At 68.3% G+C, this 13,037-nt stretch carries 14 protein-coding genes; 7 read left to right on the forward strand and 7 right to left on the reverse strand.

The genetic code is table 11. From position 1 onward, the window contains the following. Positions 1-9: 9 nt before the first annotated feature. The 6 genes from AAC691_RS14470 to pqqA form a co-directional block, all read right to left on the reverse strand. The gene (locus tag AAC691_RS14470) at positions 10-957 is read right to left on the reverse strand and encodes an IS1595 family transposase (RefSeq protein ID WP_342627419.1); all 948 of its coding nucleotides are present in this window, start codon (positions 955-957) and stop codon (positions 10-12) included. Between the two features lie 123 nt (positions 958-1,080). Beyond that, positions 1,081-2,175, reverse strand: a complete 1,095-nt coding sequence (pqqE, locus tag AAC691_RS14475) for a pyrroloquinoline quinone biosynthesis protein PqqE (protein WP_342627420.1) — start codon at positions 2,173-2,175, stop codon at positions 1,081-1,083. Continuing rightward, the gene (gene pqqD, locus AAC691_RS14480) at positions 2,172-2,465 is read right to left on the reverse strand and encodes a pyrroloquinoline quinone biosynthesis peptide chaperone PqqD (RefSeq protein ID WP_176640486.1); all 294 of its coding nucleotides are present in this window, start codon (positions 2,463-2,465) and stop codon (positions 2,172-2,174) included. Before pqqD ends, pqqE begins: the two co-directional genes overlap by 4 nt. Next, entirely contained in the window at positions 2,462-3,199 is a 738-nt protein-coding gene (gene pqqC, locus AAC691_RS14485) for a pyrroloquinoline-quinone synthase PqqC (protein WP_176640487.1), read from the reverse strand. The genes pqqD and pqqC overlap by 4 nt, the downstream gene beginning before the upstream one ends. Continuing rightward, on the reverse strand, positions 3,196-4,119 hold the full coding sequence (pqqB, locus tag AAC691_RS14490; protein WP_342630230.1) for a pyrroloquinoline quinone biosynthesis protein PqqB: 924 nt from the start codon (positions 4,117-4,119) through the stop codon (positions 3,196-3,198). Before pqqB ends, pqqC begins: the two co-directional genes overlap by 4 nt. A gap of 56 nt (positions 4,120-4,175) precedes the next feature. After that, positions 4,176-4,256: a pyrroloquinoline quinone precursor peptide PqqA gene (gene pqqA / locus AAC691_RS14495; protein ID WP_012224451.1), complete on the reverse strand. Its 81-nt coding sequence runs from the start codon at positions 4,254-4,256 to the stop codon at positions 4,176-4,178. Positions 4,257-4,556: 300 nt separating this feature from the next. On the opposite strand from pqqA, the gene AAC691_RS14500 reads away from it, so the two are divergent. Further along, the gene (locus AAC691_RS14500; protein ID WP_342627421.1) at positions 4,557-5,771 is read left to right on the forward strand and encodes an AI-2E family transporter; all 1,215 of its coding nucleotides are present in this window, start codon (positions 4,557-4,559) and stop codon (positions 5,769-5,771) included. A gap of 7 nt (positions 5,772-5,778) precedes the next feature. Here the strand turns inward: AAC691_RS14500 and AAC691_RS14505 are convergent, their stop codons facing one another. Beyond that, on the reverse strand, positions 5,779-6,585 hold the full coding sequence (locus AAC691_RS14505; protein WP_342627422.1) for a Crp/Fnr family transcriptional regulator: 807 nt from the start codon (positions 6,583-6,585) through the stop codon (positions 5,779-5,781). 187 nt (positions 6,586-6,772) lie between these two features. Between AAC691_RS14505 and AAC691_RS14510 the strand changes: the two genes are divergently transcribed. The 6 genes from AAC691_RS14510 (at position 6,773) to AAC691_RS14535 (ending at position 13,035) form a co-directional block, all read left to right on the forward strand. Then, the gene (locus AAC691_RS14510) at positions 6,773-7,231 is read left to right on the forward strand and encodes a hypothetical protein (protein WP_323989283.1); all 459 of its coding nucleotides are present in this window, start codon (positions 6,773-6,775) and stop codon (positions 7,229-7,231) included. A 266-nt stretch (positions 7,232-7,497) separates the two neighbouring features. Further along, positions 7,498-8,295 (forward strand): OmpW family outer membrane protein, encoded by a 798-nt coding sequence (locus tag AAC691_RS14515; protein ID WP_342630231.1) that lies wholly within the window; start codon positions 7,498-7,500, stop codon positions 8,293-8,295. A gap of 4 nt (positions 8,296-8,299) precedes the next feature. Further along, positions 8,300-9,685, forward strand: a complete 1,386-nt coding sequence (gene hemN / locus AAC691_RS14520) for an oxygen-independent coproporphyrinogen III oxidase (RefSeq protein ID WP_342627423.1) — start codon at positions 8,300-8,302, stop codon at positions 9,683-9,685. A gap of 3 nt (positions 9,686-9,688) precedes the next feature. Next, positions 9,689-10,381, forward strand: a complete 693-nt coding sequence (locus AAC691_RS14525) for a 2OG-Fe(II) oxygenase (RefSeq protein WP_342627424.1) — start codon at positions 9,689-9,691, stop codon at positions 10,379-10,381. Between the two features lie 183 nt (positions 10,382-10,564). Continuing rightward, the gene (locus AAC691_RS14530; protein WP_342627425.1) at positions 10,565-12,202 is read left to right on the forward strand and encodes an electron transfer flavoprotein-ubiquinone oxidoreductase; all 1,638 of its coding nucleotides are present in this window, start codon (positions 10,565-10,567) and stop codon (positions 12,200-12,202) included. A gap of 83 nt (positions 12,203-12,285) precedes the next feature. After that, positions 12,286-13,035, forward strand: a complete 750-nt coding sequence (locus AAC691_RS14535) for an electron transfer flavoprotein subunit beta/FixA family protein (RefSeq protein ID WP_342627426.1) — start codon at positions 12,286-12,288, stop codon at positions 13,033-13,035. Positions 13,036-13,037 lie beyond the last annotated feature (2 nt).

The raw sequence follows: 13,037 nt of genomic DNA on the forward strand, positions 1-13,037 counted from the left end.
TTTTCCTGATTACGCACTAATTTCAGCCAATTTGAGCAGGCGATAGGGCATGGGCGGGGTTCTGACGGCGGCGTATCCGAGGCGAGGGATCATGGAGGCGAGGTCGAAGCGGCGATTGAAGCGATAAACGAACTCGGCGAGATAGCGCGGCGCATGCTTGTCACGGATAGCACGGTAAGTACCGGTCATGGCATTCTTGATGTTGGCGAGAGCGGTATTGACCCATTTGAAAGCAGGGTTGCGGCCTGCCTTTGGTCCCGAACCGGTCAGGATGGGATGATGGACGCACCCTGCTTCGGTGACGGCGGCGAAACAGCGTAGACCGTCACTGACCACGCTGCTGGCGGGGTCGAAGCTGTTTTTTGCCATCTTTGCGATCTCGGCCCTACTGAACCCGGCCACCCGGCGGAGTTTCAGGCGGATTGGCTTGCCTTGCGGTGTGGTTTCAACAGCGGCCACGATCGGCGTCTTGCCCGCTGATCCTCGCCCGCGCTTGCCGCCGCCGCGTTCTCCGCCGAGATAGGCGTCGTCCAGTTCGATCCGTCCCTTCAGTCGCTTGCCGGCCTCGCGCTCCATCATTACCTGCGCGAGTTTATGCTTGATCTTCCAGGCCGTGGTCTGCGTCACGCCGAGCCTGCGCCCCAGTTCGATGCTGGAGATGCCGCCTTTGCTCTGGGTCAGATGGTACAGGGCACGAAACCAGGTCCGTAACGGCACCTTGGTTGCCGCGAAGATCGTTCCGGCGATCAGCGACGTCTGCTTCCGACAGGCGCTGCATTGATACTGCCCACGGCTCTGAATGACGCTGTGCTCACGCCCGCCGCAGGCCGGGCATTCAAAACCAGATGGCCAACGCCAGCCAAAGATCACCGCTCGGCACTTCTCTTCGCTTCCGTAAAGTTCGTCAAATTGGGCTTCGCTTAGCCCTTTCTGAAACTGGACCTTGTTGCGAGCCATCGATCAAGCCTCTCGAAAACAACAAATGTTCTCGCTTTGTACCATAAATCCCTGGCTGAAAATAGTGCGTAATCAGGAAGTTTTTTGGTTCTTTTTTTCAAAAAAGAACGCAAAGGCACTCGCTCATTGCGGTGAATTTCCGTACCGGCGATAAATATAGCCGGGCGGATCGTCCGGCAGGCCGTCCAGGATCGCGGCGATGCGGCCATGGTGGGGCGATCGGGTGCAGACCGGGTCGGTGGCGCCGGCATCGCCCAGCAGGGCAAGCGCCTGGCAGCGGCAGCCGCCCCAATCCTGTTCGCGCAGGTCGCAGCCGCGGCAGGGTTCGGGCATCCACTCCGTGCCGCGGAACAGCCGGAAGAGCGGGGCGTTTTCCCAGATCTCGGCCAGGCCGGCGGTACGGATGTCGGGCATGGGCACGCCGGGCACGGTTTCGGCCGCGTGGCAGGGCAAAACATGGCCGGCGGGCGAGATATTCACGAAGCGGCGTCCCCAGCCGCCCATGCAGGGCTTGGGCTGGTCGGCGTAATAATCGGGGGTGACGTAATCGATGGCGAGCGCCGTCCCCAGCCGGGCGCGCGCGTCCGCGACGGCGCGGGTCGCGTCCTCGAGCTGGGCGCGGCTGGGCAGCAGGGCGGCGCGGTTGGCCAGGCCCCAGCCGTAATATTGCGTGTGGGCGATTTCCACCCGCCGCGCGCCCAGTGACAGCGCCAGGTCCAGCATGTGCGGGATGCGCGCGATATTGGCGCGATGGACGACGAAATTCAGCGTCAGCGGCATGCCGTCGGCCACGACGATGCGGGCGGCCGCCAGCTTGCGCTCCTGCGCGCCGGCCATGCCGCCGATCCGTTCGGCGGAGGCGGCATCGACGTCCTGGAAAGAGAGCTGGACATGGTCCAGCCCCGCATCGGCCAGGGCGCGGAAGCTGGTTTCGGTCAGCAGCACGCCCGAGGTGATCAGGTTGGTGTACAGCCCCCGCCCCGCCGCGTGGCGTACCAGATCGGGCAGGTCGGGCCGGGCCATCGGCTCGCCGCCCGAGAAATGCACCTGCAGCACGCCCAGTTCGGCCGCCTGGTCGAGGATGCCGGTCCATTCGGCGGTGGTCAGTTCCCGCTCGCGCCCGTCCAGCGCCAGGGGGTTGGAGCAGTACGGGCATTGCAGCGGACAGCGATGCGTCAGCTCGGCCAGCAGGCTCATCGGCGGCGGGGCGGTCGTCATGCCGTCAGGACCTGGCGGGCCGCGAGGTCGGCGATCATGGCCAGCACGTCCCGGGCAATGACCGGGCGGGGCGCGTCGAAGCGGGCGGCCAGCAGGTCGATGATGGCGCCGACCGGGCGTTGCCCGTCCACCAGGCGCAGGATTTCGGCCGCGACCGGATCGGCGATGAAGGCGCGTTCGGGCGCCTGGATCACCCACTGGTCGCGCACCCGGTCGTGCTGCAGCCGCGTGCCGCGCAGGAAGCGGACGATATCGGCCTCGGACGGCGCGGGACGCGGGTCGCCGGTCATGCGGGGTCGGGACGGAAGGCGCCGGGCGGGATGCGGCCGGGCGCGACATAGGCATAGTCCAGCGCGTCCAGCATCGACCACAGCACGTCGCATTTGAAACGCAGCGCGTCCATCACCGCCTGCTGCTGTTCGGCGGTGCGCGCATGGTCGCGCACATAGGCCAGGGCGAAATCGGAATCGCGCGGGGCCTGGGTCAGGCGCGGCTGGAAATAGGCAAGGGTGTCGGGGGTGACGAAATCGTAATGGCGCAGCATGCCCGAGACGCGTTCGCCGATGATGGTCGGTGAGAAAAGTTCGGTCAGGGACGAGGCGATGGCTTCCAGGATCGAGCGATCGCGCACGAAATGGACATAGGCGTCGACGGCGAAGCGGGTGGCCGGCAGCAAGCCGTGCAGGGATTCGACATAGGCGCGGTCCAGCCCCAGCCCGTCGGTCAGTTTCAGCCAGCGCGCGACCCCGCCCGTATCGGGCGCGTCGCCGTCGTGATCGACCAGGCGGCGGCGCCATTCGCGGCGCAGCTCCGCCGTCGGCAGGCGGGCCAGCAGGGTCGCGTCCTTGGCCGGGATCCGGCACTGGTAGTAATAGCGGTTCAGCGCCCAGGCCTGCACCTGCCCCCGGGTCAGCCGGCCGTCATGCAGCGCGCGATGGAACGGATGCAGGTTGTGATAGCGTTCGGCGCCGATGGCGCGCAGCGCGGCCTCGAGCCCGTCGGGGGAAAGGGGCGGCGTGCTCATGCCTGGATCCTCATGCCGTCGAAGGCGATGTCCCACCCCGCATCGCGGGCGGCCTGGTGCTCGGCGCTGTCGTCGAGCAGGATGGGGTTGGTATTGTTGATGTGAATCAGGATCTTGCGCCGGACGCCCAGCGCGGCGAAGGCGGCGATCGTGCCGTCCGGGCCGCTGACCGACATATGGCCCATGCGCCGCCCGGTCTTCTGGCCCACGCCGGCGCGCAGCATTTCATCGTCGGTCCAGAGCGTGCCGTCGAAGAAGACCAGGTCGGCGCCGCGCAGGCGTGCGCGCAGGCTGTCGGTCATCCGGGCGCAGCCGGGGATGAACAGGGCCTGGCGCGTGCCGTCCGAAATCGCCAGGCCGATCGTCTCGCCGTTCTCGACGATCGCGGCGGGGTCGGGGCCGGATTCGGCATAGAGCGGGACCTTGCCGGGCACGGCGAAGGCCGTGACCGTCAGGCCGGCGGCCGCGCCGTCCGGCAGGGCCAGCGCCGTGGGCGCGTCCAGCGCCAGCGCGCGGCGGGGGATGATGGTCCGGTCCAGGGCCTCGAAGATCGGGTTGGCGTCGAGCAGCGCCAGCACCGGGGCGGTGGCCAGCAGGGTGAAGGGCTGGCGTTCGCGCAGGGTCAGCAGCCCGGTGATCGTGTCGACCTCGCCGCCCGTCAGGACCACCCCGGCGATGGGGGTGGAGCGCAGCCCGTGGTTTGGATGCAGCGCCTCGGTCCGGCCGATCTGCTGGCGCAGGTCGGGCGAGGCGTTGACGATGAACCAGTGCGTGCCGTCGCCGCTGACGGCGATCGAGGCCTGGGTCCGGGGCAGGGCCGCCGGATCGCCGGCGCGGGCCCGTCGGCATGAAGGGGCGTTGGAATTCCATTGCGGAAAGCCGCCGCCCGCCGCCGCGCCGAGAACGATGATGTCGATCATGGCCGGAGGTTTAGGGGAAAAACGCCGCCCGCGCGAGGCGGGCGGCGTCATGCGGCTTATTTCTTCTGGCCGCAGACGTAGCTGTTGATTTCCGCGCCCAGCGGAACTTCGGTGATCTTCGGGGCAGTCCAGGCCATGACGGTCTCCATCGGTTGCGAAAACGGGCGGCCGGCGAAAAACGGGTGCTGCCCGTTCTCCGGCTGGCCGCGCTCGGGCCAATGTGCGACCGCTTGACCTGTCCTTTCAACCCCCGATCGCGGCAAAGGGGCGTGCGAGGGGAGACAGGTGTCTCACGTTTTTGTGATCGCGTTCGTTCGCGCGGGGCATTCGCGGGGCGGCGTGCGCCGTCTTTTGTGCCTTGCGCGCCGGCAAGCGGCGGATTACCCCCGGGTGACGGGCCGGTCCGGTGGCCGCGCTGCCTTGGGCGAGAGTGGGCCATGCCGCCTGTGTCGGAACTGGACGATGTCGAAGCGGCCGCGCGGCGGGAACGGGCGGCCGAGATCATCCGCCGCAGCCGTTTCCAGCCCCAGACCGTCTGCCTGCTGATCCTGGCGGTCCTGGCGGTGTTCTATACGCTGTATTTCGCGGCCGCGATCATCCTGCCGATCGTGCTGGCGCTGGTGGTCAATCTGCTGCTGTCGGCGCCCATGCGCGTGCTGCATATGCGGCTGCGCCTGCCCAAGACGCTGGCGGCGCTGCTGCTGATCCTGTGCCTGTTCGGGGTGGTGGGGGCGATCGGCACGGCGATTTCGGTGCCGGCCGCCGGCTGGATCGCGCGGGCGCCGCAGACCATGACCGCGGTCCAGACGCGGCTGGCGCTGATGCACGGCCCGATCCAGATGATCCAGGCCGCCAACGAACGGATCGAGAATTTCCTGACCGTGGTCAGCGGCGAGCATCGTGCCGCCGGCGCGCCGGTCGTGGTGGTGGCGTCCGCGTCGCCGGGCGGGGGGCTGAGTTCGCTGGGGTCCAGCGTGCTGCTGGGCACGCGGGCCTTCGTCGGGCAGGCCTTCACGATGATGCTGATGCTGTTCTTCCTGCTGGCGCAGGGGGACAGCCTGCTGCGGCGGGTCGTCGAGATCATGCCGACCTTTGCCGACAAGCGCCGCGCGGTGCAGATCGCATCGCAGGTCGAACGCAACATCTCGCTCTATCTGACCACGATCACCGCCATCAACCTGCTGGTCGGGCTGGCGAACATGCTGCAATGCTGGGTGTTCGGCCTGCCCAACCCGCTGCTGTGGGGGGTGGTGGCGTTCCTGCTGAACTATATTCCCATCATCGGACCGCTGACCGGCATCCTGGTCTATTTCGTCGTCAGCGTGATCGTGCTGCCATCCCTGCTGCAGGCGCTGCTGCCGCCGCTGGTCTATCTGGGCATCCACCTGCTGGAGGGCGAGACGATCACGCCGATGGTGCTGGCGCGGCGCTTCACCCTCAATCCGGTGCTGGTCATGGGCTCGCTGATGTTCTGGGACTGGCTGTGGGGCGTTTGGGGGGCGTTCCTGTCGGTGCCGCTGCTGGCGGTGTTCAAGATCATCTGCGACCATGTCGACGTCCTGACGCCCATCGGCCACGTGGTCGGCGGCCCCAACCGGGCGCGCACCGTGCGCTCGGCCATATTGCCCCGGCCCGGGCAACTGGACGAATAGCGGCGGGTCAGGCTTCGCCGCCGGCCAGGATTTCCAGCCGGTCCATCGCGGTGACGCGCACCGCATGGCCCTTGCCGATGGCGATCATCCGTTCGGTGCGCATCCAGCTCAGCGTCCGGCTGACGGTTTCGATCGTCAGGCCCAGATAATCGGCGATATCCGCGCGGGTCATCGGCAGCGGCACGTCCTGACCCTGATTCAGACCCTGGCTCTGGCCCTGACCCTGGCCCCTGCTTCTGTCCTGGCCGGGGCATGGCGCGTCGCCCACGCGGTCCAGCAGAAAGCTGGCCACCCGCTCGCGCGCGGTCTTGCGGCCCAGCAGCAGCATCTGGCTCTGCGCCGCCACCAGTTCGTTCGACGCCTCGGCGAGCAGGCGGCGTTCGAGGCGGGGGAAATCGTCCATCATCTGGCGCATGCGGACGCGCGAGAACCGGCAGAGCCGGACCGTGTCCATCGCCTCGGCCCCGAAGGCATACCGGTCGGAGACCGCCAGCCCCAGGAAATGGCCGGTGCCGGCGAAGCCGGTGATCTGCCGCCGCCCGTCCGGCAGCGCCTTGAACAGTTTGACGTTGCCTGCGGTGACGTTGAAGAAGTCGGTGGCGGGCGCGCCTTCCTCGATGAAGGTGCGCCCGGGCAGCACCGTCGTCTCGACCGCCATTTCCGCCAGGCGGGCGATGTCCTGATCGTCGATGGCGCTGCAGACGCTGTGCGCCCGTACCCCGCAGGTCAGGCAATAGCCCGGCTGGCGGTGCAGGCCGGACAGCACGGCGCGGCGGGGCGGAGCCTCGCGCTGGCAAGGGGTCGGGTCGGGCATGTCGGCCGGGTCCTCCCGGTTTGGGCCCCCGGGCGTGGCGGCCGCTCATGCCGCCGAAGCCCGGCGGCCAGGAAATGAACGCTAGCACAGAATGCGGGCGGAATTGACCTGAATCAATGCCTCTGCGTGCAACGCTCGCGAGCGTTACGTGCGAAAGGCGAAAAAGAAGGACTGTGCCGATATCGTCATGACGACGCATCCCGCCATCGCCGCCGGCCCGCTGCGGCCGGATGACGCGGCCCTGGTCTATCCGCTGGTCCGTATGATCTTTCCGGCGCTGGAGCGGGGTTTGTGGATGCGCGCGGCCCGGCGGGCCCTCCGCGCGGGGCGGTACGGGCGGCAGGGCATGCTGGTGGCGCGGCATGGCGCGGCGGGGCGGCCCTGCGGCGTGATATCCTTTCACTGCGACCCTGATATGCGCCTGGGGCGGGTGCTGACGGCCGAACATTTCGTCGCCCTGACCTTCGGCGACGAAAGCGCGGTGCTGGAGGCCTTCCTGCCGGTGCTGGACGCCGTGGCGCGCCGGGCCGGGTGCGGCGCGGTCAGGGTGCTGCTGCCGCGCCGCGCGGCCCGGCTGCGGGCGGCGCTGGCCGCCCGCGGACATGCGGAGGCGGGCGAGATGCTGAGCTGCGCGCTGGGCGGATGATGGCGGCCCGGGATGTCGCCGTTGCGTTCTTTTTTGAAAAAAAGAACCAAAAAACTTCCGGACGTTCGGGGACGATTTGCCGGCCGTATCCAAAGACCTTTAACGAATAAAAGTCTTTTTGCTTCTTTTTCTCCAGAAAAAGAAGGGAGACTTTCGACTTTTCCTTTCAGAATCTGGTTTTTGAAGACTTGACATATGTCAAGGCGACGGGAACGAACGCGTGATCTTTGCGGCTGAGAACGATGGTGATCGGAAAGGCGCATATGATGAGTTTGGCCCGTACTCTTGGCTTTTCGCTGATGGCCGGTGCTGCCGCGCTGGCGCCGGCCGCCGGGCATGCCCAGGGCGGGGCGACCGCGGCGTCCTCGGCCTATGTCAACGCGCCGGTGGTGGCGCCGGGCCTGACGCCGCCGCCCGCGCATGGGCACTGCGGCGTGTTCGAGACCTGTGCCGACACCAAGATCGGCCTGGGGAAAGGGGATTTCCTGATTCGCCTGTCGGCGATCGGCGTGATGCCCGAGGACCGCGACAGCAAATTATGGATCAACGGCGCGGCGGTGGCCGGGCGGATTTCGACCACGCGCCAGGCGACGCCGGAACTGACGTTCGAATATTTCTTCACCGACAATCTGTCGGTGGACCTGATCGCCGCCAGCAGCCGGCACGAAGTGGCGGCCGACGGCGTGCTGGGGGTGGCGCATGTCGATGTCGGCAGTGCCTGGGTGCTGCCGCCGACCCTGACCCTGGCGTGGCATTTCCGTCCGCACAAGCGGTTCAACCCTTATCTGGGCGTGGGCGGCACGCTGGCCTGGTTCCATAACGTCTCGCCGGCCGGCGGGCTGGTGCAGAAGCTGAACGTCGGGGTGACGGGCGGGCCGTCGATCAATGCCGGTTTCGATTACCAGTTGGTCGGGAACTGGTTTTTCAATTTCGATGTCAAGCAGATCTTCATGAACATGCATGCCTGGGCGAATGATCGCGGCGGGGCGAACGGCCCGTTCATCAAGGCGCATGATTCGCTGGACCCGACGGTGGTCGGCGCGGGCATCGAATATCGGTTCTGACCCGATGGGAACGGCGCTTTCCGCGGACATCCTGCTGCGCTACGGTGGAAGCCTGCCGCGCTATACCAGCTATCCCACCGCGGCGCAGTTCGACGCGTCGGTGGGCGCGGCCCAGGCCGAGGACTGGCTGCGCGCGGTGCCGGCGGGAATGCCGGTTTCGCTGTACCTGCATGTGCCGTTCTGTGATTCGCTGTGCCTGTTCTGCGGCTGCACCACGTCGGTGATGCGCGATGCGGCGGGGCGGGCGGCCTATGCCGCGCTGCTGGCCGACGAGTTGCGCCGGGTCGCGGCCCTGCTGGGGCCGGGCCATCCGGTGCGGCACGTGCAATGGGGCGGCGGCACGCCGAGCGCTCTGCCGGCCGAGTCCATGCGGATGGTGATGGAGACGATCCGCGGCCTGTTCGCCGTGCGGGCGGATTCGGAAATCGCCATCGAACTCGATCCGCGCGCCCTGCCCGACGATTATCCGGACGTGCTGCGCGCGCAGGGGTTCAACCGGGTCAGCCTGGGCGTGCAGGATTTCGATCCCGTGGTGCAGATGGCCTGCGGCCGGATACAGAGCCGCGCGCGCACCGAAGAGTGCGTGGCGCAGATCCGCCGGGCGGGCATCCGCTCGGTCAATATCGACCTGATCTATGGCCTGCCCTACCAGACGGTCGGCAGCGTGGGCGAGACGGCGGCGACCGTGGCCGGTGCGCTGCGGCCCGACCGGCTGGCGGTGTTCGGCTATGCCCACGTGCCATGGAAGCAGAAGCGCCAGGAACTGCTGCCCGAACATGCCTTGCCGGGGCCGGCCGAGCGGCTGGCGCAGCGCGAGCGGATCGACGCGGTGCTGCGCGCGGCGGGCTATCGCGGGGTGGGGCTGGACCATTATGCCCGGCCGGACGACATGCTGGCCCGCGCCGCCGAGGCCGGGACGATGCGCCGGAATTTCCAGGGCTATACCGTCGATCCGGCGCCGGTGCTGGTGGGGGTGGGCGCCTCGGCGATTTCGGCCTTTCCCCAGGGCATGACGCAGAACGACGTCTCGACCGCGTCCTATATCCGGCGGATGGCCGCGCGGCCCGACGGCCTGCCGGTGGCGCGGGGCCTGTGCCGCAGCGCGGAGGACCGGCTGCGCGGCGAGGTGATCGAGCGGCTGATGTGCGACCTGCGCGTCGATCCGCTGGCCCTGGCGGGGCGATCCGGCCAGGCGGCGTCGGTCCAGGCGGCCGGGTGGTTCGCGCAGGCCGGGCCCGCCCTGCGCCAGGCGGCGGCGGACGGGTTCGTGACGCTGGACGGTTCGATGATCCGCGTGACCGAGGCCGGGCGGCCGTTCCTGCGCCATATCGCCGCGTTGTTCGACGCCTATCATCGCCCCGGAACCGGGCGGCATGCCGCGGCGCTGTGATCCATGAGCCGGAATCCGGATGGGCATCGGGGCCAGGGGCATCGGGGCGAGCGGCATCCGGACCAGGGACATCTGGACCGGTCGCTGGCGGCGGCGCGGGCCGGGTCCTGGCCATTCCCCCATTGGATTCTGGACGACACGCTGCCGCCCGAACCCCGTGCCGCCCTGCTGGCATGGGATCCGGGCCCGGCGGCGGCGGGCGGGGAGAATGACGGGCGGCGGGCGGCGCGCAACGGCAGGCGGGTATTCGTGACGCCCGCGCGGCGGCGCCGGGATGCGGGGCTGGCGGCGCTGGCCGCATTGTTCGACGCGCCGCCGACCCGCGCCGCGTTGCAGGCGCTGTGCGGGGCGCGGCTGGCGGGGACGGCGCTGCGGCTGGAACTGTGCCTGGATACGGACGGGTTCTGGCTGGCGCCGCATACCGATATCGGCGCCAAGCGGCTGACCCTGCTGGTGTCGCTGTCGATGGGTCCCGGGGCCGGCGGCTGGGGCACCGACCTGATGACCGCGGATGGCCGGGCGGTGGCCCGGGCGAGCGGGGCGTTCAATTCCGGCCTCCTGTTCGTGCCGGGGCCCCAGACCTGGCACGGCTTCGTCCGCCGGCCGATCCACGGGGTGCGGCGGTCGCTGATCGTGAATTTCGTCGGCGCGGACTGGCGGGCGGTCGAGGAACTGGCCTTCGGCCCTGCCGCCTGACGCCCTGCGTCCAACACGCTGCCCTGGGAAGCCCCCGGCATGGGCGACCCCAAGCTCTTGTTTTGCGTTCCGGCCCCTTTCGGTTCTAGGAAAGCCACCTGGAGTTTTCTTACCGACGCCGGGCGCCCCCTTCGATGACCTCCTGGGGGCGTCCGCCGCGCAGCAGAACGAGACGAGAGAGGCATGACCGAACAGGCGCGCGAGACGATGGAATTCGATGTTGTCGTGGTCGGCGGCGGTCCGTCGGGCCTGGCAGCGGCGATCCGCCTGCGGCAGTTGGTGCCCGAGGCCACGGTCTGCCTGATCGAGAAAGGCAGCGAGATCGGCGCCCATATCCTGTCGGGCGCGGTGATCGAGCCGCGGGCGCTGGACGAATTGCTGCCCGACTGGCGCGAGAAGGGGGCGCCGCTGCACACCGCGGTGTCCGAGGAGAAGATGCTCTTCCTGACCCGGAGCCGGGGCTATGCGGTGCCGAAGCTGGAGCGGGTGATGCCGCACATGCGCAACCACGGCAACTACATCGTCAGCCTGGGCGACGTCTGCCGCTGGCTGGCGGCGCAGGCCGAGGCGCTGGGGGTAGAGATCTATCCGGGCTTCGCCGGGTCGGAGGTGCTGATCGAGGACGGGCGGGTGGTCGGTGTGGCCACCGGCGACATGGGCATCGCCCGCGACGGCACCAGGGGGGCGAATTACGCGCCGGGGATGGAGCTGCGCGCGCGCTACACCCTGTTCGCCGAAGGGTGCCGCGGGTCGCTGACCAAGCAATTGATGGCCAAATACAATCTGCGCAAGGGCGTGGACCCGCAGACCTACGGCCTGGGCATCAAGGAATTGTGGGAGATCCCCAAGGAGCAGCATCGCCCCGGGCTGGTGCTGCACAGTTTCGGCTGGCCGCTGGACGACCGGACCTATGGCGGCGCGTGGATGTATCATTTCGGCGAGAACCTGGTGTCGTACGGGTTCGTGGTCGGGCTGGACTACGCCAATACCTGGCTGTCGCCGTTCGACGAGATGCAGCGGCTGAAGCTGCATCCGTCCTTCCGCCCCTATTTCGAGGGCGGGCGGCGCGTCGCCTACGGCGCGCGCGCGCTGTCGGAAGGCGGCATCCAGTCCATCCCGCGGCTGAGCTTCCCGGGCGGGGCGCTGATCGGCGACACGGCGGGATTCCTGAACGTGCCGAAGATCAAGGGCACCCATACCGCCATGAAGTCCGGCATGCTGGCGGCCGAGGCGGTGGCCGAGGCGATGGCGGGCGGCCGGGCCGAGCCTACGTCCTATACCGCGCGGGTGCGTTCGTCCTGGCTGTGGGAGGAACTGCGCGGGGTGCGCAATATCCGGCCGGCCTTCGCGCGGTTCGGCACGAAGGGGGGGGCGCTGTACGCGGGTATCGACGCGATGCTGCTGCGTGGCCGCGCGCCCTGGACGCTGCATCACCGCCACGGGGACAATGAGGACCTGCTGTCGGCCGGCCAGTCGGCGCCGATCGCCTATCCCAGGCCGGACGGCAGGATCACGTTCGACAGGCTGTCGTCGGTCTTCCTGTCCGCGACCAATCATGAGGAGGACCAGCCGGTCCACCTGAAGCTGCGCAACCAGGCGATCTGGAAGACGGTGAACTGGGACGTGTTCCGCGCGCCCGAAAGCCGCTATTGCCCGGCCGGGGTCTATGAGGTCGTGGACGCCGAGACCGATCCGCGCCTGCAGATCAACGCGCAGAACTGCGTGCACTGCAAGAGCTGCGACATCAAGGACCCGACGCAGAACATCGACTGGGTGGCGCCCGAAGGCAGCGGCGGGCCGAATTACCCGGGCGGGATGTGAATTTCGGACAAAATACGCTATGGGGCGTGCTGAACGGCCGTCCCACGCCGGATTTTGTCGAAAGATAACAGGCGAAGAAATCCATGAAGGTTCTTGTCCCGGTAAAAAGAGTCATCGATTTCAACATCAAGCCGCGGGTAAAGGCGGATGGCAGCGGGGTCGAGACCGCCGGTGTGAAGATGTCGATGAACCCGTTCGACGAGATCGCGGTCGAGGAAGCGGTGCGCCTGAAGGAAAAGGGCGTCGCGACCGAGATCGTGGCGGTGTCGATCGGGGTGCAGCAGGCGCAGGATACGCTGCGCACCGCGCTGGCGATGGGCGCGGACCGCGCCATCCTGGTGCTGACCGACGTCGCGGTGGAGCCGCTGGGTGTCGCCAAGCTGCTGAAGGCGCTGGTGGCGAAGGAGAGCCCGGAGCTGGTGATCCTGGGCAAGCAGGCGATCGACGACGACATGAACGCGACCGGCCAGATGCTGGCCGGATTGCTGGGCTGGCCGCAGGGCACGTTCGCCAGCAGGATCGAGATCGCCGACGGTCGCGCCGCCGTCACCCGCGAGATCGATGGCGGGCTGGAGACGCTGTCGCTGGCGCTGCCGGCGATCGTGACCGCCGACCTGCGGCTGAACGAGCCGCGCTATGCCTCGCTGCCCAACATCATGAAGGCGCGCAAGAAGCCGCTGGAAACCCTGGTGCCGGGCGATCTGGGGGTGGATGTGACGCCGCGCCTGGCCACGCTGTCGGTGGCCGAGCCGCCGCCGCGCAAGGAAGGCATCAAGGTCGCGTCCGCCGCCGAGCTGGTGGCGCGTCTGCGTAACGAAGCGAAGGTGATCTGATC

The organism is Nguyenibacter vanlangensis (assembly GCF_038719015.1).
GTDB lineage: Bacteria > Pseudomonadota > Alphaproteobacteria > Acetobacterales > Acetobacteraceae > Gluconacetobacter > Gluconacetobacter vanlangensis.

Coding starts and splice junctions, on each gene's coding strand:
- AAC691_RS14530 (WP_342627425.1), top strand. CDS start 10,565: ATGACCGAACAGGCGCGCGAGACGATGGAATTCGATGTTGTCGTGGTC.
- pqqA (WP_012224451.1), bottom strand. CDS start 4,256: ATGGCCTGGACTGCCCCGAAGATCACCGAAGTTCCGCTGGGCGCGGAA.
- hemN (WP_342627423.1), top strand. CDS start 8,300: ATGGGAACGGCGCTTTCCGCGGACATCCTGCTGCGCTACGGTGGAAGC.
- pqqD (WP_176640486.1), bottom strand. CDS start 2,465: ATGACCGGCGACCCGCGTCCCGCGCCGTCCGAGGCCGATATCGTCCGC.
- AAC691_RS14515 (WP_342630231.1), top strand. CDS start 7,498: ATGAGTTTGGCCCGTACTCTTGGCTTTTCGCTGATGGCCGGTGCTGCC.
- AAC691_RS14505 (WP_342627422.1), bottom strand. CDS start 6,585: ATGCCCGACCCGACCCCTTGCCAGCGCGAGGCTCCGCCCCGCCGCGCC.
- AAC691_RS14525 (WP_342627424.1), top strand. CDS start 9,689: ATGAGCCGGAATCCGGATGGGCATCGGGGCCAGGGGCATCGGGGCGAG.
- pqqB (WP_342630230.1), bottom strand. CDS start 4,119: ATGATCGACATCATCGTTCTCGGCGCGGCGGCGGGCGGCGGCTTTCCG.
- AAC691_RS14470 (WP_342627419.1), bottom strand. CDS start 957: ATGGCTCGCAACAAGGTCCAGTTTCAGAAAGGGCTAAGCGAAGCCCAA.
- AAC691_RS14510 (WP_323989283.1), top strand. CDS start 6,773: ATGACGACGCATCCCGCCATCGCCGCCGGCCCGCTGCGGCCGGATGAC.
- pqqC (WP_176640487.1), bottom strand. CDS start 3,199: ATGAGCACGCCGCCCCTTTCCCCCGACGGGCTCGAGGCCGCGCTGCGC.
- AAC691_RS14500 (WP_342627421.1), top strand. CDS start 4,557: ATGCCGCCTGTGTCGGAACTGGACGATGTCGAAGCGGCCGCGCGGCGG.
- pqqE (WP_342627420.1), bottom strand. CDS start 2,175: ATGACGACCGCCCCGCCGCCGATGAGCCTGCTGGCCGAGCTGACGCAT.
- AAC691_RS14535 (WP_342627426.1), top strand. CDS start 12,286: ATGAAGGTTCTTGTCCCGGTAAAAAGAGTCATCGATTTCAACATCAAG.